The following is an 18105-nucleotide window of genomic DNA, read 5'->3' as shown; positions in this document are numbered from 1 at the left end:
CTCCCAAGTCACCTGCCGCCGGTACGCTTTACGTATGCTCCTGGGGCGTTCCGCGGAATGCGCTCGTCTTCTCGCTCTCATCGACAAGGCACGCGGGGGCGAGAGCGGAGCCCTGCTCATCCGCGGCGAGGCCGGCATCGGCAAGACCAGCCTCGTCGGTTACGTCGCCGAGCAGGCCGGCGACCTGATGCGGCTCGGCACGCGCGGCGTCGAGGTCGAGTCCGACCTGCCCTATGTGGGCCTCGCCGATCTGCTGCGGCCCGTCCTGGACTCCCTTGACCGCATCCCGGAGCGGCAGGCGGCCGCGCTCACCGGCGCCCTGGCGCTCGGGCCCGCCGTCGCCCAGGACCGCTTCGCCGTGGCCGCGGGCACGCTCAGCCTGCTCGGCGCGCTCGCCGAGGAGGGGCCCGTCCTGGTCACCGTCGACGACGCGCAGTGGCTCGACCCGTACTCGCTGGACGCGCTCGCCTTCGCCACCCGCAGGCTGGGCCGCGAGGGCGTCGTCGTCCTCTTCACCACGCGCGACGAGCAGGAGGAGACCGCCTCCCGGCTCGCCTCCATCGAGACGTTCACCCTCACCGGCCTCGACCCTCAGTCCGCGCAGCGGCTGATCGCCGAGAAGGGCACCGCCGAACTCACCGATCGGGAGGCCGCGCGGCTGCTCGCGGAGGCCCGCGGCAACCCCCTGGCCCTGATCGAACTGCCCGCGCTGCTGGCCGGCAGCGGCGCCGACGACGAGGACGCGGGGTCCGGGGCGCCGCTGCCCATCGGGGAGATGCTGGCCCACACGTTCGGCAGCGCGGTGGCCAGGCTGCCCTCCGAGGCGCAGGACGCGATGCTGCTGCTCGCGGTCCTCGGCACGCGGCCGCTGGCGGGGACGGAGGCGGCGCTGCGGGCCCACGGGCTCAGTTACGAGTCGTTGGAGGCCGCCGAGGCGGCGGGCCTGGTCGTCGAGGAGCGCGAGGGGTACGCCTTCCGGCACCCGCTGGTGCGTTCGGCGGTCTACCACAGCGCGACACCGGTGCGCAGGCGGCGGGCCCACCACGCCATCGCCCGCTCCCTGCAGGGCGCCACCGCCCCCGCGCTTGAGCAGTACGCCTGGCATCTGGCCGCCTCGGGCGCCGAACCGGACGAGAAGGTCGCCTCGCTCCTCGCCGACGCCGCCGCGGGCGCCCCCGAGACCCTCGCGTATCCGCTGGCCTCACGGCTGTACGAGCGGGCGGCCCGCTTCACCCCGCAGGGGCAGCGCAAGGCCGAGCGGCTGCTGTGCGCGGCCCGCGCCTCCCAGGCGGCGGGGTCCCTCGACGAGGCCGCCGCGATCCTGGACCGCGCCCTGGAACACGCCGAGCGGCTCGGCACCCGGCTCGACATCCGCCAGCTCCGCTGCTACCTGGACGTGCAGCGCGGCCGCCCGACGCGCTCGCGCGAACTGCTCAGGTCCGCCGTCGACGAGGCGGAGAAGGTCGACCCGGCGCTCGCCGCGGTCATGCTCGGCGGCATCGCCCTCACCGAACTGGCGGTCGGCGACCTCACGGCGGCGCACCGCACCTCGGCGGCGGCGGTGGAGCTCGCCGACGTCGCCGGCCAACCCCTGGTCCCGGTACGGCTGTTGCGCACCTTGATGCTGCTGCTCGGCGGGGACGCCGAGACGGGGCGCGCGCTCCTGCGGGAACTGGCGGGGCCCCTCGCCTCGCCCGACCCCACCTTCCCCTATCCGGTCGCCGGGGTGGGCGGCCTGTGCCACCTCGCCGCGGAGGAACTCGACGAGGCGCACGGTCTGCTGGACCGGGCCGCGTACACGGCGCGCGGTTCCAGCGCGGTGGGGCTGCTCTCGCATCTTCTCGGCACGCTCTCCGTCGTCGAGTTCTGGCGGGGCCGCTGGACGCCGTCGCTCGCCCACGCCGACGAGGCGGTGCGCCTCGCCGAGGCCTCCGGGCAGCTCATCGAGGTGTCGCGTGGGCTGGCCGCCCTGGTCAGGACGGAGGCCGCCCTCAACCGCGAGGAGGACTGCCGGCGGCACGCGGCACAGGCCATGGAGTGGGCGGCCTCCACCGAGCTGCAACTGGACGCGGCCCGCTCGCTCGGCGGCCTCGGCCTCCTGGAGCTGGGGCTCGGGCGCTTCGAGGAGGCGGTCCACCACCTGGAGGAGGTGCGGGCCTTCTCGCAGCGGCACGGCCGGGGGGACGGCCTCTACCTGACGTGGGCGGCCGACCTCGCGGACGCGTACGTCCATCTGCACCGGACCGCCGAGGCGCGTGAGGTCCTCGACGTCCTGGAGTACGAGGCGGGCCGCGGCCACCGGCCCGTCACCGCGGGAGCGGCGGCCCGCTGCCGGGGGCTGCTCGAACCGGGGGACCCGGAGACCGCCTCGCGGCACATGCGGCGCTCCCTCGCGCTGCTGTCCGAACGGCCGGTGCCCTTCGAGCGGGGGCGGACCGAGTTCGCCTGGGGCGAGCAGCTGCGCAGGCAGGGCAGGCGCAGCGAGGCCCGGCGCCTGCTGGAGCGGGCGCTCGCCACGTTCGAGCGTCTCGGCGCGGCCGGGTGGGCGGCGCGGGTGGCGGCCGAGCTGCACGCGGCGGGCGGCACCGAAGTACGGCCAGAGCGCGCCCCGTTGGAGCGGCTGACCCCGCAGGAGCTGCAGGTGGCGCTGGTGGTGGGCCGGGGCCTGACCAACCACGAGGTGGCGGAGCGGCTCTTTCTGAGCGTGAAGACCGTCGAGTTCCATCTGAGCAACATCTACCGCAAGCTCGACGGGGTGCACCGCAGGGCCCAGCTGGTCCGGCTGCTCGCGCGGGCCGCCGAGGCCCCCGAGGTCTCCGGGGTCTGATCCGGCGCGGCCCTTCGGGAAGGGCCGGGCGGGGCAGTCCGGGCCGTGGCCGGACCGTCGGGGCCGAGCCGTCCCGGTGCGCGGCCGGTCCGACGCCGTCGTCCGGCTCCCCTCAGCCGGACGGGCAGCAACGGCGTGCCCGGCCCCGGACACGTCTCACACCCGAGCGGGGGTGCCTACGGACACCCCCGTCCCCCGCCCTCGTGACGGTCGCTCCCCCGATCCCGGCGGACCCGCCGGCCGTACACCCCCGTAGTACGTCCGGACACCGGTCCCGTTCCCCCGTCCGGTGTTCCCAGGTCCGCCGCGCCTCCGCGACCGTGGGACCACCATGGCCCCGATCGGGGGCGCGGGCGACCGTGAAAACCCTGGAGTACGGGTGCCGGTGCCGGGGTGGGCGGCCGGTGCGGGCGGGGTGGAGGGGACGGGTGGGGCGGGGGGCCTCGAACGCAGGGTCGGCGGGCCGGTGCCCGCCCACGTCAGCCACGGTTTCGGGGGGCCGAACCCAGGGTTTTCCTCGGGGAGTCCGGGGAGGGGACGGCGGTCCTCCCATGATCGTCTTCTGACGTCACATCAGGGAGTGACAACCGACGGTTGACAGTGCCCCAACTGTCAACCTACGGTTGCCACATGACGCCTTCAGGCCCCACCCAGCCCCAGCCCACCATCCGCCTCGACGACCTCATCGAGGCCATCAAGAAGGTCCACACCGACGCGCTCGACCAGCTCTCCGACGCGGTCATCGCCGCCGACCACCTCGGCGACGTCGCCGACCACCTCATCGGCCACTTCGTGGACCAGGCCCGCCGCTCCGGCGCCTCCTGGACCGACATCGGCAAGAGCATGGGCGTCACGCGGCAGGCGGCCCAGAAGCGGTTCGTGCCCAAGAAGCCGGGCGAGACGTCCGACCTCGACCCCGAGCAGGGCTTCAGCCGCTTCACCGCCCGCGCCAAGAACGTCTTGATGGCCGCGCACAACGAAGCCAAGGCCGGACACCACGACGAGGTGCGCACCGGACACCTGGTCCTCGGCCTCCTCAGCGAGCCCGACGCGCTGGCGGCCCGTGCCGTCGTCGCCCAAGGCATCCCCCTGGAGGGCGTCCGCCGCGCGGCCCTCGACACCCTGCCCGCCGCGGCCACCGAGGTGCCCGAACTCGTCCCGTACGACGCTGAGTCGCGCAAGGTGCTCGAACTGACCTTCCGCGAGGCGCTGCGCCTCGGCCACAACTACGTCGGCACCGAGCACCTCCTGCTCGCCCTCGTCGAATTCGAGGACGGCGCGGGCCCGCTCACCGGGCTCGGCCTCGGCAAGGACGGCATCAGCGCCTGGGTCACCGAGGCGCTCGCCGAGTCGGCGCCGCCCTCCGCCTGACCGTCGGGACACCCCGTTCCGGACAGACCGGGGTGCCTGATTCCGCCAACAACTTCCCTGTTGTCTAGACCCGTTGACAGCCGGTGTGCCGCTCCCTAGTGTCCCCAGCACCGCTCTGAGAACGTCACCGCACACATCGATCATGCGTGGGGGGTTCGTGAACAGCACACCTGGTTCCGGCGACATCGGAATGGCGGCCCCCCAGAATCGAGAAGGCCTGCCAGTGGTCAGTCTCGATCAGGCCCACTCGCCGCAGAAGGTCCTCGCCCACGGGGAATTGCTGCGGCGTTTCGTGGCGGGCGAGGAGATCAAACCGGTCCACATGCGGATCGGCATCATGGGCGCCTGCAACATGCGGTGCAATTTCTGCAACTTCCACTCCCCCAACGAAGAGCAGTTCTACGACCTGTTCTCGTTCAAGGACTCCATCGCCACCGACAAGGCCGTCACGCTGCTGCGCGAATTCGCCGCGAACGACGGCCGCGCCGTGACGTTCTGCGGCAGCGGCGAGTGCACCATCCACCCCGGCTACCCGGAGATCTGCCGGGCCGGGCACGCGGCCGGACTGCGGATCGGGCTGATCACCAACGGTTCGCGGCTCGGCCGCCCGAAGGTCGCCGACTGTGTCGCCGAGACGCACACCTGGGTCCGCATCGGCCTGAACGCCGGGACGGAGGCCACCTTCGACGACATCACGCGCGACCGTGAGCAGACGTTCTCGAAGTTCATCGGGTCGGTCGGCAGGCTCAGGGAGAACGCCGTCGACCCGGAGTTCCGCATCGGCTTCAACTACGTCATCACGCTGCAGAACTACCGCGAGATCATGGCGGCGGCCCATATCGCGAAAGAATCCGGCGCGCATTACGTCAGGTTCGAGCCCGAGTTCTACAGCGCGCTCGGACACGAGACCATCGAATCCGTGATGCCGGAGATCTCCGAGTCGCTCGGCCGCGCCGCCGAACTCTCCACGGACGCCTTCGAGGTCTCGGTGCCCAAACTCGACCGCGGCCCGATGGACCAGGTCGACGAGGTCGAGGGCGATTTCGAGCGCTGCCACTACAGCCGCTTCGTCACGGCCGTCGGCGCCGACGGTAATCTCTACCCCTGCCCGCAGGTCCACCTCAACAGCCGCTATCTGATCGGCAATGTCGTCGAGCAGGGTTACGAGGAAGTCCTTGAGGGCGGCCCGCGCGCCGAGTGGGAGGCGTCCAACCCGCGCAGGACCGACCTGTGCAAGTCGTGCTTCTACCGGCCGCAGAACGAACTCCTGGAACTCCTCAAACGCGGCCAGATCAAACTCGACGAGGCCCTGGACGCCTACGCGCTGGAAGTGCCGAGCACCCTGCACGGCGACTTCGTCTGAGCCGCGCATGCAGCTACGCCACCTCCAGGGCCTCCTCGCCGCCGAGCCGGCCCTGCGCCCCGCCGAGACCGCCGACGACACCCCCGAGGAGCACGCGGCCCGGGCCCGCCGGATCCGCGCCGTCGTCGAGCGGCTGGCCCGCGTCGAACGGGCGCCGCTCACCGTGACCGAGACGACCACCTCGGTCCGCGACGGCCTGCACCACGAGCGGCTCCAGCTCGACTCCCCCGTACGCGGCCCCTTCCCCGGCACCCTCCTCGCGCCGCGGGACGCCGCGCCCGGCCCCGCCGTGCTCGTCCTCGGCGGCCGGAACGCCCGCCTCGACCAGCTCACCGGAGACGTACCGCCGGACCACCCCGACCGCAACGTCGCCGAGCACCTGGCCCGGGCCGGCTTCGTCACCCTCTCCTTCGACCACGGCATCGGCGGCGGCATGGACACCGACCGCAGGGCCGGCCGGGACGAAGGGACGCTGCTGGCCCACGCGTTCACCCTCACCGGCCACTCCCTCCTCGGTGCCCTCACCGGTGACGCCCTCGGCGCGCTGGACGTCCTCGCCGCCCATCCGCTCGTCGACCCGGACCGCGTCGGCCTGTTCGGCCACAGCCTCGGCGCGGCCGTCGCCCTGCACACCGCGCTGCTCACCACCGGCCCCGGCATCCCGCTCTGCGCGGCCGGGCACATCGGCAGCTACCCGGCCCTGTACGAAAGGCTGTTGACCGGCCACGAGGGCGCGGTGCTCCCCGGCATCCTGGAACACGCCGACCTGCCCGACCTGTACGGGGCACTCGCCCCGGCCTCGCTCCAGCTCCAGTACGGCACCGCCGACACCTACCTGGAGCCGGCCGACGCCCGCGCGGCGGCGGACCGGGTCCGTGAGACGTACGCCGTCACCGGCGCCGAGGCGGAGATCCACGCCCTCCCCATGGGACACGGCACGCACATCGGTCACGCGGTGGACTTCTTCACCCGTTCTCTGCCCGCACGGCCCGCCACCGCCGGTGCCGCGTCCCGTGCCGTACGCGACGTACCCGCCCAGCGCGTCCACTTCGAGGTCCGCGACCGCCGTGCCGTGCTCGACCGTGTCGACGCCGCGCTCGCCTCCGGCATCCTGACGCAGGGCCCGCAGGTCGCCCGCTTCGAGGAGCTGGCCCGCCCCTGGACCGGCGCCGACACCGCGGCGGTCGCCTCCGGCGCGGCCGCCCTGGAGATCGCGCTGCGCGTCATCGGCGTGGCGGGCCGCACGGTACTCATGCCGGTCAACACGTTCTTCGCGACGGCGGCCGCCGCGGTGCGCGCCGGGGCGGCCGTACGCTTCGTCGACATCGAGCTCGACGGCCTCGGCATGGCCCCGGACGCCCTGCACGCCGCCCTCGACCGGCACCCCGACACGGCCGCCGTGCTCCCCGTGCACATCGGCGGCATCGTCCCGCCCTCCATCGACACGGTGCTCGCGCACTGCCGCGAGCGCGGCATCCCCGTGGTGGAGGACGCCGCGCATGCCCTGGGCGCCACGCTCGGCGGGCGCCCCGCCGGGAGCCTCGGCCGTTTCGGCGCCTTCTCCTTCTTCCCCACCAAGGTCGCGGTCAGCGGCGAGGGAGGGCTGCTCAGCGCCGCGTCCGCGCACGACCTGGAGCAGGTGCGGCGCTGGCGCGACCACGGCAAGAGCGCCCCGGGCTCCACGCTCCACGACCGGCCGGGCGGCAACTGGCGGCTGAGCGAACTGCACGCCGCCGTCGGCACGGTGGACCTGGAACGCTTCTCCCGCACGCTCCGGGCGCGGCGCGCGCTCGCCGCCCGGTACGACGCGCTGCTCGCCGACGTGCCGGGGATCCGGCCGCACGCCGTGCCCACGGCCTCGGACAGCAACTTCTACAAGTACCTCGCCTACCTCGACCCCGACGCCCCGCTGGACCGGCCGCTCCTGAAGAAGCGGCTGCGGGAGGGGCACGGCGTCTCGCTGGCCGGCGAGGTCTACGACCACCTGCTGTGCGATCACCCGTACTTCGCGCCGCGGCGCCAACTGCACGCCGAGGACGGCCCGTTCACCCGCGCCCGCTGGTTCGCACGGCACCACATCGCCCTGCCGCTGTACCCGTCCCTCACCGAGGCCGAGCAGATCCGGGTGGCCGCCGCGCTCCGCAGCGAGCTGCCGTGAGCGGCGTGCTCCGCGCGTTCCGCAGAGGCGAATGGCGGACGTCCCAGGACCGGGCACCCCTGCCGGGCCCGCCGGGCAGGGAGATGTCGCTGGTGCCGGAGATCGTCGCCGATGCCGACCGGCGCCGGTGGGACGCCATGCTGCCGGAGCTGGCCCCGCTCACCGGTCGGCGCGAACTGCTTATCGCGGCCCTGGAGTTGTTCGACCGAGGCACCCTCTTCATCGGAGGCCTCGGCGAGCAGGGCCCCGAGGAGTTCCGCTCGGCGCTGTGGGAGAGCGCGGGACTGCCGGGTCCGCTGGTCGACCGGTGGTGCGCGATGCTGCGTGACGGCCTCCTCAAGAAGGGCGAGCCCGCCGAGCCCGACGGTGCGCTCGCCCTGGTCGCACTGCCCGGCAACACCTTCACCTGTCTGGAATCGGTCTGTGACCAGGCCGAACGCTCGGCGGGCGTCTGGGTGCGCCCGAGCCGCCGCGAGCCGCTCTCCGCCGCACGGTTCACCGCCGCCCTCCTCGCCGCCGGCTGGCCCCCGGCCCGCCTCGGCCTGTACCCCGCCGAGCGACGGGGAGTGCGCGGACTCGTGCGGCTCACGGACCGGCAGGTCGTCTACGGCGGAGCCGAGCTGGCCGCCGCGGTCCGCGACTCCCCCGGACTCACCCTGCACGGCCCGGGCCGCGGCTGCGCCCTGGTCCCCGCGGACCTGGCGGCCGGCGATGCGGTCTCCTGGCTGCTGCCCCTGGTCGCGGCGGACTCCGGCCGCTTCTGCAGCAACGTACGCACCGTCGTCACCGCGTCACCCGACGCGGCACAAGCCCTGGCACCGGCGCTGGCCGCGGCTCTCGACGCGCTCGCCCCCGACGGACCGTTGCCGCTGACCGCCTTCCGCGAGCCGGGGGCCGCCGAGCGCGCGGCCCGAGCCGTCCGCGACCGCCTGCGTCCCGGCGACCGCATCCTCACCCGCCGCCCACCCGTCATCCACGACCCCGCGCACACTCCTCGCGCACTTCCCCAACTCGCCCTTCTGCATGGCCACTTCTCCGGCACGTCCCCCTCCCACCCCCTGATCGGCCACGAGCCCCCCTTCCCCTTCGCCGCCGTCCTGAGCGCCTCCCCCGAGGCCGTCAGGGCGATCACCGCCGAGTCCCTGTTCGTGTACCGCCCCGCGAAGTGAGGCCCGCATGACCACCACCTCCGGCACGCTCTTCGACGCGCTGTGCGAACGCGTCCCGGAGCTGGGCATCGACCTGGACACCTGGACGCGCCGCATGATGCGCTGGCACTTCGACGCGGAGACCGGCAGCCCGTTCTGGGTCGCGCGGCGCGACAGGCTCGGCTTCGACCCCGTCCGGGACATCGACGGATTCGCCGCCCTCGACCGCTTCGGCCTCTTCGACAAGGCGGAACTGCGCGCCGCGAGCGCCCGCGACCTGCGCCCCCGCGGCTACCGCGACCGGCCCTTCCGGGTCTTCGAGACCGGCGGCACCACGGGCGCGCCGTGCCGGATCGTCAACGTCACGCGGCTCGCGTACGACGTGGAGATCTACCGCACGGTGCTGGAGGCGCGCGGGGTGGCCGGCGGCGACGTGCTCGCGATGACGCCGAGCGGCCCGCACGCGTACGGGCACTTCGTCGAGGCCCTCGCGGACAGCTGGCGCGGCGCCGTGCACGCCATCGACTTCGACCCGCGGTGGGTGAAGGCGGCCCTGCGCGCGGACGGGGATGCCGACGCCTACACCACCCACCTGGCCGAGCAGACCCTGACGCTGCTGGCCGCCGAGCGTCCCGCGCTGCTCTTCACGACCTCGCGGCTGCTCGTAGAACTCGCCATGCGGCTGCCGCGCCCCCTGTACACGTACGGCATCCGGGCGGTCTGCACCGGAGGCACCTCGTGCACCGCCGCCGAGGCAGCCTTCCTGCGCGAGGAGCACCTGCCGGGGGTGCAGTGGATCGACACCTACGGCAACACCCTGGTCGGCCATGCCCTGCAGGCCGACGCGGTGCCCGGGGCGCCGGACGGGACCGGCCACTCCTACCATCTGCCGCCACCCTTCGCGGTGTTGCGGGTCGTCGACCCGGCGGACCCGTGGCGCGAGGTAGACGTCGGGCAGCGGGGCCGCGTACGGGCCACCACCCTCCTCGAAGACCTCTTCCTGCCCAATCTCCTGGAGCGGGACAGCGCCGTCAGGACCGGGCCGCACCCGTGGTTCCCCTGGGACGGGGTGGCCGCGGTGCGCCCCTACCGGGACCCCGCGGACGCCGAGGAGGCGGTGGAAGGCGTCTACTGACCGAAGGAACGAGGGACACGCATCGTGAACCTGTCGTCGAACGGCGTACCCATACCCTTCACGCCGGAACTCTTCGCGCCGCTGCGCGACAGCGCGGACCTGCTGGCGGCGGCGGACTCCACCGCCCTGCGCGAGCGGCTGCACGCGGACGGCTACCTGTACCTGCCCGGGCTGCTCGACCGCACGGAGGTGCTGCGGCTGCGCGGACAGTACTTCTCCCTCTTCCCGCCCGGCCTGCTCGCGCCCGGCACCGGCCCCGAGGACGGGGTGTACTCCGGCCGGTTGCCTGCGGGGGTCCCGGAGCACGGGGTGGCGGGCCATCCGGCGCACGCCTTCGTGCGCTCCGCCGCCTTCGAACACTTCGTGAGCCATCCCCTGCTCGCCGACCTCGCCGCCCAACTCCTCGACGGCAAGGTCGAGATGCTGCCGAGGCGCATCCTGCGCCACTTCCACCGGGGCACGCGGCGCGCCTCCCGCGCCCACGTCGACTTCGACTACATGGACAAGGGTTCGCCGCGCGTCGTCACCCTGTGGATCCCCGTCGGCGACTGCCCGCCGCGCACCGGCGCCCTGGTGTACCTGGAGGGCTCCCACCGGCTGCCGCCCGAGGAGTACGCCCCGCTGCGCGACGTCACCGACCGGCCCGGCGACCGCCGCCAGATCTGCCACGACCTGGCGCTGACCGCCCGTACGCTCGGGCGCCGCTGGCTGTACGCGGACTTCGCGGCGGGCGACGTGATGGTGCATCTGCCACGCATCATCCACGCGTCGCTGGACACGACGACGGACGCCATGCGGCTCTCCGCCGACGCCCGCTTCATCCGCGCGGGCGACACCCCGGACCCCCGCTGGCTGAGACCGTGGGCGGCGGACGACGGAGCCTGAACACCCGTACCGGCTTGCCCGGTGGCGCCGGTGGGCAGGGAGAACCGTCGAGAGGCCGGGGAGCCCCCGCGCTTCGCCGGGCACCGACGGCAGGGAAGGGACCACGATGGCAGACGAGCAGGAGGCGGCGCCGGACAGCACCGCCGTGCGGACCGCGCTGTGGCGGGCGATGCACCTCCGGGTCGACGCGCCGCCCCACCTGATCGAGGACGAGGTCGGCCTGCGGCTTGCGGACCCCGGCGAGGGCTGGCGCGACCGGCCGGACATGGATCCGGCGTTCACCCGGGCATTCCGGGCGTCCATCGTGGTCCGTGCCCGTTTCGTCGAGGACCTGATCGCCGAACAGGCCGGTCTCGGCGTCACCCAGTGCGTCATCCTCGGCGCGGGCCTGGACACCTTCGCCCAGCGCAGGCCGGGTCTCACCGCCGGGCTGCACGTCTTCGAGGTCGACCGGCCGGGCCCCCAGGCGTGGAAGCGCCGACGGCTGACCGAACTCGGCTACGGCGTCCCCGACTCGCTGCATCTGGTGCCGGTCGACTTCGAGGCCGGCGCGTCCTGGTCCGAGGAGCTGGCCGGCGCCGGCTTCGACGCCACGCGTCCTGCGGTCGTCATCTCCACAGGTGTCAGCATGTACATCTCCAAGAGCGCCACGGCGGAGACGTTCCGCCAGGTCGCGGCCCTCGCGCCCGGCTCCCTGCTCGCCATGACCTTCCTGCTGCCGTACGAGCTCGTCGACCCGGCCGAACACGCGGGGCTCCGGGCGAGCGAGGAGGGCGCCCGGCAGACCGGCACGCCCTTCGTCAGCTCCTACGCCCCGGAGGAAGTGCTGGCCCTCGCCCGCGACTCCGGACTCAAGGACCCCCGGCACCTCTCGGGCGCCGCGCTCGCCGAGCGCTACCTCGCCGGGCGCGACGACGACCTGCGCCCATCGAGCGGCGAAGACCTGCTGCTCGCGTCGGTCTGACGTTCAGCCCCAGGGCCTGACCCGCCGCCCGCCCGCGGCGTCCGAGCGTTCCGCCGCGACGATCACGTCGTCGACGAGGCGGGCCTCGGGCACCGGGCACGCGGGGGCCGCGCCGGTCCTGACGGCGGCCGTGAAGTCGGCGAGCAGCGGCTCGTGGGGGTTGTCCGCGGGCGGCAGCAGGAGCGGGGACGCGGCGCCTTCGATCTGCCCGGCGTCGAGCGGGTCGAGCGTCAGGGTGCGGCCGCCGCCGGTGAGCCGCATCCGGTCCACGGGCGGGCCTTCGCCCCACTCCACGAGGCAGTGCGCCCGCAGGCCCGACGGCCAGCGCAGGACCAGTTCGGCCTGCCGCTCCGCGCCGAGAGGGAAGCGGCGGCCGAGCCGGGCCGTCATCTCGTACGGCCGTCCGAAGAGGTGGAGCAGCAGGTCCAGGCGGTGGCTGCCCGCGTCGGCGAGGACACCGCCGCCCGCGAGGACCGGGTCGGTGCGCCAGCGCTGCGGGTCCTCGGGCCCCGGTTCGAAGGCGCGGCGGAACCGCACGTCCACCCGGTCGGGCGTCCACCCGGCGAGCTCCTCGCGCAGCCACCGCACGGCGGGTGCGAGCCTGCGGTAGTAGGCGACGGCCGCGCACGGGCCCGCCCCGTCGAGCGCATCGCCGGTGCCGAGGCCGCCGGCGAGGGGTTTCTCGATCAGCACGGGCAGGCCGTTCGCCGACGCGGCGCAGGCGATCGGTACGTGGTGCACGACGGGGGTGGCGACGTAGACGGCGTCGACGCCGGACAGGAGCACGTCGGGGTCGGCGCCGGACCGCGCCACGCCGTACCGCTCGGCGGTGCGTGCCGCGCGGTGCGGGTCGCGGCCCCACAGGGCCACCGGCTCCTCGCCCAGCGCGTGCAGGGCGGGCAGCACGCGGCGGGTCACGATGTCGCCGTATCCGGCGATGCCCCATCTCACGCGGACTCCTCACTCACCATGGTGCCGTCGTCTCGCCGCGGGCCGTCGTTCAGGGCGCGATCGCCACCTTCAGCGTCTCGCGCGGCGGGCCGTCGTAGGGGGCCTGTTCGGCGTCCGGGTAGAGGGAGCGGCTGGCGGAGAGCTGCTCCATCGCCTTCGGGAGTTCGTCGAGGGGGTACGTGTGGGTGTGGAGGTCGGGCAGGCGCAGGGCGTCGGTGCGGCGCTGGGCGAGCCGCTCGGCGGTGGCGAGTGCCTGCGCGCGGGCGGTGTCGAGGGGTTCCGCGGAGCTGTGCACCCGTAGCCCCTTGCGTTCCCAGGTGACGAGGTCGACGGTGACGTGGGTGTCGACGTGGTGCGTGCCGAGGAGGACGACGAGGCCGTTCTGCCGGACGAGTCCCACGCAGGCGTTGAGAGTGGTGGGGGTGCCCACGGCATCCACGGCCACGTCGAAGTCGGCGCCGACGGCGGCCAGTTGTCCGGCGGTGCCGTCCACGCGGCGTACCGCGTCGGCGCCCGCCGCGGTGGAGCGTGCCAGCCGCCAGTCGTCCAGGTCGACGGCGACGACCTCGGCGGCGCCGCGCGCCCGGGCGACCCGCAGCGCCAGCTGTCCGACGGGTCCCTGCCCGACGATCACCACGCGGTCGCCGAGCCGGACGCCCCGGGTGGCGTGCACGGCCAGCGGCAGGAGTTGCAGGATCGCGCCCTGCTCGAAGGGCACGGAGTCGGGCAGCACGCCCACCGATATCTCACGCGCCAGCGCGAAGTCGGCGTAGCCGGTGGTGAGCGGTGTGCGGACGAAGACCCGCTGGCCGGGAACGACGCGGCTCACGCCGGCGCCGGTCGCCTCGACGGTCCCGGCGACCTCGTGGCCGAAACAGCCCTGGGAGCAGTGCTCGCGCAGCCCGTGGTAGTGGAAGTAGGCGAGGTCGCTGCGGTTGCAGACCGTGCAGGCCCGGACGCGGACGAGGACCTCCCGCGGTCCCGGTTCCGGCACCGCGACGTCGGTGACCAGCCTGATGTCGCGCCTGCCGACGAGTTCGTACCTGCGCATGACCCTCTCCCCTCAGCGGATGCGACCTGCGGAAGTCCCAAGGATTCCCCAACTCGCGCCCCATCATGGTGGATTCGCCCGTCTCGACCGGTTCCGACTCCTTGACAGCCCTGTTCGGTACGAGCCAATATCCACTATCCGATTGGCCTGGACCAATAAGCAGAAGCCTCGTCGCACATCTCGTGCACCGCCCGCCCCACGCACCGCACGCGCCACCCGCCGCCCCATCGCGGGCTCGCGCCCGTACCCGTCACGCACCGCAACTTCGGAGGTCGCGCCATGGCATCGAGCAGTGACCCGACTCTGGAGCACCTCGCCAACTCCGTGCTGCAGCCCGGTTTCGAGGGCACCACGGCTCCGGACTGGCTGCGCCGCAGGATCGCCGACGGGCTGCGCTCCGTCGTCCTCTTCGCGCGGAACATCGAGACGCCCGAGCAGGTCGCACGGCTCACCTCGGACCTGCGCGCGGAGAACCCGGACCTGATCGTCGCCATCGACGAGGAGGCGGGCGACGTGACCCGTCTGGAGGCCTGGACCGGCTCGTCGCGGCCCGGCAACCTCGCGCTCGGCGCGGTCGACGACATCGACCTGACCGAGCGCGTCGCCCACGACATCGGCCGGGACCTGCACGCCGCGGGCGTCTCACTCAACTTCGCGCCCAGCGCCGACGTGAATTCCAACCCGCTCAACCCCGTGATCGGCGTACGGTCCTTCGGCTCCCGCACCGACGTCGTCTCCCGTCACACCGCCGCCTGGATCCGCGGTCTGCAGGGGGCCGGCGTCGCCGCCTGCGCCAAGCACTTCCCCGGCCACGGCGACACGGTCGTCGACTCGCACTACGGCCTGCCCCAGGTGAAGGGCTCCGCCGAGGAGATCGCCCTCACCGCGCTGCCGCCATTCATCGCGGCGATGGAGGCGGGTGTCCGCGCGGTGATGACGGCCCACCTGCTGGCCCCCGCCTACGACCCGGAGCTGCCAGCCACCCTCAGCCACCGCATCCTGGTGGAACTGCTGCGCGGTGAGCTGGACTTCGACGGCCTGCTGGTCACCGACGGCATCGAGATGGGCGCCGTCACCGACCGCTACGGCATCGACGGGGCGACGGTCATGGCCGTGGCGGGCGGCGTGGACGCGGTCTGCGTGGGCGGCGAGAGCGCCGACGAGGCCACCTTCGACCTGCTCTCCACGGCGCTGGTGAAGGCAGTCCTTGAGGGCACCCTGCCCGAGCAGCGACTCGTCGAGGCGAGCACGCGGGTACGGGAGTTCGCGGCCTGGTCGGGTGAGCGGTCCCGGGCCGTCGCGCGGGACGCGGGGCCCTCCGACATCGGCCTGGTGGCGGCCCGGCGCGCGGTGCGGGTGCACCACCGGCCCGGCACGGCGAACGCCGCGATCCCGCTCGCCGGCACCCCGCACGTCGTGGAGCTCTCCCCCACGATGAACCTCGCGGTGGACGGCCACACCCCGTGGGGCGTCGCCGTTCCCCTGCGCGACCTGCGCCCCGGCACGACCTCCGTACGGCTCACGGAGGCCGAACTCGACCACACCGGCGACCTGTTGAACCGCACGGTCCTCACCCCGGCGACGGGCCGTGCCCTGGTGGTCGTGGTCCGCGACGCGGCCCGCCACCGCTGGATGACCGAGGCCCTCAACCGGATCCTGCGCAGCCGCCCTGACGCCCTGGTCGTCGAGATGGGCGTCCCGGCGGGCGACACGGTCGGCGCCGCCCACCTCGTCACGCACGGCGCGACCCGGGTGTCGGGGATCGCCGCCGCGGAGCTGCTCGCGGGCGCCGCGCGCTGACGTGCCCGTGGCGGGCCGCCGGGGCCGCCGCCTCGGCGGTGACTCCGACGGCCCCCCGGTCCCAGCCCTTTCTCTCAGCCCTTGGTGGCAGCCTTCAGCGGGCCGTCGCAGCTGAAGTCCGCGCTGCCCGCGCGGCCGTCGGACCAGATCTCGACCTCGCCGAACGAGCAGTTCATGTCGGCCAGGTTGTTGTCACCCGTAGCGGCGCGTTCGAGCAGGAAGTAGTCGACGGTCTCCGACATGTCCTCGAAGACGGCGTCCGGGTCGCCGGCCGCGCGGAGGTTCGCGGTGATCCGGCCCGTGCAGGCGTAACGGGGCCGCTCCGGCGCGCCGTTGGACCGGCAGTCGGGTGTGATGCCGGTGGTGGCGGCGAGGGAGGCGCGGACCTGCTCGGCGGTGGTGTCACGCAACCGGCCGACCGGCACGTACGCGGTGTCGGGCACGAAGAGGTCGTCGACGTGCGCGATCTGCCGGTCGAGGAAGGCGTCGTAGCGGCTCTGCAGTCCGGCGTCCTTGCCGAGCCGGTCGCGCCAGGCGTCGAAGCCCGCCGGGTCGTCGGCCCTCAGGTACCCGTACATCTCCTTGAGCAGGGCGGGGCGTTCGGTCCACAGGAACTCGAAGAACGTGCCCGCGTAGTCGTAGAAGCGGAAGCCGTCACCGTCGTAGGTGGCGTGCAGGAGCTGGTCCACGGTCATGCGCGGGCCGCCGGCGGCTGTGTCGTCGATGATGCCCTGGATCAGGGACTTGCGGACCTTGATGCCGTCGTCCCGGGTGGCGCCGTCGAAGAACTCGGCCGTTCCCTCGTCCATCGCGGTGGTGCGGTCACCCTGGTACCAGGGGCCCTCCCCGAAGAAGCCCGGCACCGCCCAGCGGCCGTTGAGGTAGTGCGTGTACTCGTGGCGGAAGAGCTCCTCAAGGGTGAGCGTGGAGTCCTGAGGGACGCGCCGCTGGTAGGTGTAGAAGGTCGCGCCGCGCTCGATGTAGACGCCGCCGTTGTTGGTGTCCATGCCGGTGAGCAGCGGGTGGTAGTTCTCGTAGTCGGCCCGCGAGGCGTAAAGGACGGTCGTCAGGCCCGTGTTGGGGTCACCCGCGAGCGGTTCGTCGGTGCCGACGACGCGGTGGAAGTGTGCCTTGACCTGTTTGCTGGCGTAATAGAGCTGGTCGACGGTGCCCCGGCCGAGCGCCGTGCGGACCTTCATCCCGCCCTTGTCGTACGTGTAGGTGTACGGGAAGAGGCGGCGCTCGATGTCGCTCTTGCACACGTTGTAGGGAGCGCAGGCGCCGTACTCGTTCAGCCACGTGGCGACCTTCGCCCAAGGGGCGCTGCCCTCGCCGAAGTTGCGGGCCGTTACGGTGACGAGGCCGCCGAGGCCGGAGACGATCTCGTCGGTGACCCCGTCGATCTGGCCGAACCTGCCGTACTCGCTCAGCGCGTCCCGTACCACCCAGGCGTTGCCGGTGCCCTTGAGGTGGGTGTACGTGCCGAAGGCCTTGAACGCGGCCCGGTAGGAGGGGTTGGCGCGCACCGCTGCGTGGAAGGCGGTGTCCTTGTTGCCGGGGTACACGCCGAGGTAGTTGAGGGAGAGCGCGGCGAGCGCGGAACCGGCCCAGGACGTGTCCTTCGCCGTGTCGGGGTGAGCGTCGTCCATGGTGGCGAGTACCCGTTTGATCAGCGGGAGTTGGTGCTGCCGGAGCCCCGGCGCGCTCGCCGCGTAGAGCGCCTCGCGCAGCGACTCGGCGTTGCTGCGGGTCACGTCGAAGGTGCGGGCGGCCGAGCCGAAGGCGTCGACGGCGCGACGCATCGCGTCGACGGTCGGTGCGTCGGTCACGTCGATCTCGTCGTGCGAGAAGTCCTGGTAGGCGACGGCGTGGAGATAGGTGAGCAGCTCCCGGAGGTTGCTGCCGTTCTTGCCGTCGTGGGCCGGGGCGAGCCGGGTGACGCGGCGGGAGACGGCCTGGACGTGCGCGTCGGACATGACGGGGGCGAGCCGACGGTCCCAGCTCCAGATGAGGGTGCGCAGACAGCCGTCGGCGGTGACGGCCGGGTCGGCGAGGAAGTCGGCGAACTGCTCGGGTGACAGCCCCGTGACGCCGTCGAGGGTGCAGGGCGCGACCGCGCCCTTCGCCGTCTGTTCCGCCTTCGGTTTCGGTGTGCGCGGTCCCGGGACGCGGCCGTCCTTCAGTTTGCCCGGCGCCGGGATCTCGTAGGCGTCACGCTGCGGGGCCTCGGCCCTGCGGTCGACGACGTCCAGAGGGTTCGGCTCGGCGGGCGCGGAGGGTGCGGCCGTGCGGGAGGTGGCCGGCGGGGAGGTGTCGGCCGCGTGCCCGTACTGGGCGGCCGAGACGCAGAGTGTCGCCGCTATCGCGCCGGCGACCACGGATCTGCGCAGGGTTGGTTGACGTAGTGGGGACACCGATGGCTCCTGTGGGGTGTGGAGGGTGATGTCGCGTG

General features: G+C 73.4%; 12 protein-coding genes. 9 read left to right on the top strand and 3 right to left on the bottom strand.

Annotation, left to right across the window (positions count from 1 at the left end; translation table 11 throughout):
- Positions 1–34 precede the first annotated feature (34 nt).
- The 8 genes from ACZ7DY_RS01350 (at position 35) to ACZ7DY_RS01315 (ending at position 11851) form a co-directional block, all read left to right on the top strand.
- Positions 35–2827, top strand: coding sequence for a helix-turn-helix transcriptional regulator (locus tag ACZ7DY_RS01350; RefSeq protein ID WP_471128479.1), 2793 nt, complete (start codon positions 35–37; stop codon positions 2825–2827).
- 630 nt (positions 2828–3457) lie between these two features.
- Positions 3458–4198: a Clp protease N-terminal domain-containing protein gene (locus ACZ7DY_RS01345; protein WP_471128476.1), complete on the top strand. Its 741-nt coding sequence runs from the start codon at positions 3458–3460 to the stop codon at positions 4196–4198.
- 223 nt (positions 4199–4421) lie between these two features.
- On the top strand, positions 4422–5561 hold the full coding sequence (locus ACZ7DY_RS01340) for a radical SAM protein (RefSeq protein WP_471128473.1): 1140 nt from the start codon (positions 4422–4424) through the stop codon (positions 5559–5561).
- Between the two features lie 7 nt (positions 5562–5568).
- Positions 5569–7719: a DegT/DnrJ/EryC1/StrS family aminotransferase gene (locus ACZ7DY_RS01335; RefSeq protein WP_471128470.1), complete on the top strand. Its 2151-nt coding sequence runs from the start codon at positions 5569–5571 to the stop codon at positions 7717–7719.
- A complete protein-coding gene (locus ACZ7DY_RS01330; RefSeq protein WP_471128468.1) occupies positions 7716–8888 on the top strand; it encodes a hypothetical protein in 1173 nt (390 codons plus the stop codon). Before ACZ7DY_RS01335 ends, ACZ7DY_RS01330 begins: the two co-directional genes overlap by 4 nt.
- 7 nt (positions 8889–8895) lie before the next feature.
- Positions 8896–10002, top strand: a complete 1107-nt coding sequence (locus ACZ7DY_RS01325; RefSeq protein WP_471128465.1) for an acyl-CoA synthetase family protein — start codon at positions 8896–8898, stop codon at positions 10000–10002.
- Positions 10003–10026: 24 nt separating this feature from the next.
- Complete coding sequence (locus tag ACZ7DY_RS01320) at positions 10027–10887, top strand: phytanoyl-CoA dioxygenase family protein (protein WP_471128463.1); 861 nt, start codon at positions 10027–10029, stop codon at positions 10885–10887.
- 106 nt (positions 10888–10993) lie between these two features.
- The gene (locus tag ACZ7DY_RS01315; protein ID WP_471128461.1) at positions 10994–11851 is read left to right on the top strand and encodes a class I SAM-dependent methyltransferase; all 858 of its coding nucleotides are present in this window, start codon (positions 10994–10996) and stop codon (positions 11849–11851) included.
- 3 nt (positions 11852–11854) lie between these two features.
- Here the strand turns inward: ACZ7DY_RS01315 and ACZ7DY_RS01310 are convergent, their stop codons facing one another.
- On the bottom strand, positions 11855–12802 hold the full coding sequence (locus tag ACZ7DY_RS01310) for a Gfo/Idh/MocA family protein (RefSeq protein WP_471128458.1): 948 nt from the start codon (positions 12800–12802) through the stop codon (positions 11855–11857).
- Between the two features lie 49 nt (positions 12803–12851).
- Complete coding sequence (locus ACZ7DY_RS01305) at positions 12852–13853, bottom strand: zinc-dependent alcohol dehydrogenase (protein WP_471128455.1); 1002 nt, start codon at positions 13851–13853, stop codon at positions 12852–12854.
- 279 nt (positions 13854–14132) lie between these two features.
- On the opposite strand from ACZ7DY_RS01305, the gene ACZ7DY_RS01300 reads away from it, so the two are divergent.
- The gene (locus ACZ7DY_RS01300; RefSeq protein WP_471128452.1) at positions 14133–15653 is read left to right on the top strand and encodes a glycoside hydrolase family 3 protein; all 1521 of its coding nucleotides are present in this window, start codon (positions 14133–14135) and stop codon (positions 15651–15653) included.
- 74 nt (positions 15654–15727) lie between these two features.
- On the opposite strand, the gene ACZ7DY_RS01295 is transcribed toward ACZ7DY_RS01300, so the two are convergent.
- The gene (locus tag ACZ7DY_RS01295) at positions 15728–18067 is read right to left on the bottom strand and encodes a collagenase (protein WP_471128450.1); all 2340 of its coding nucleotides are present in this window, start codon (positions 18065–18067) and stop codon (positions 15728–15730) included.
- Between the last annotated feature and the right edge of the window lie 38 nt (positions 18068–18105).

It is taken from the genome of Streptomyces sp. NPDC037013 (genome assembly GCF_055607265.1).
Note: the sequence above shows the minus strand (reverse complement) of the source record. Positions and strands in the feature narration are given on the sequence as shown.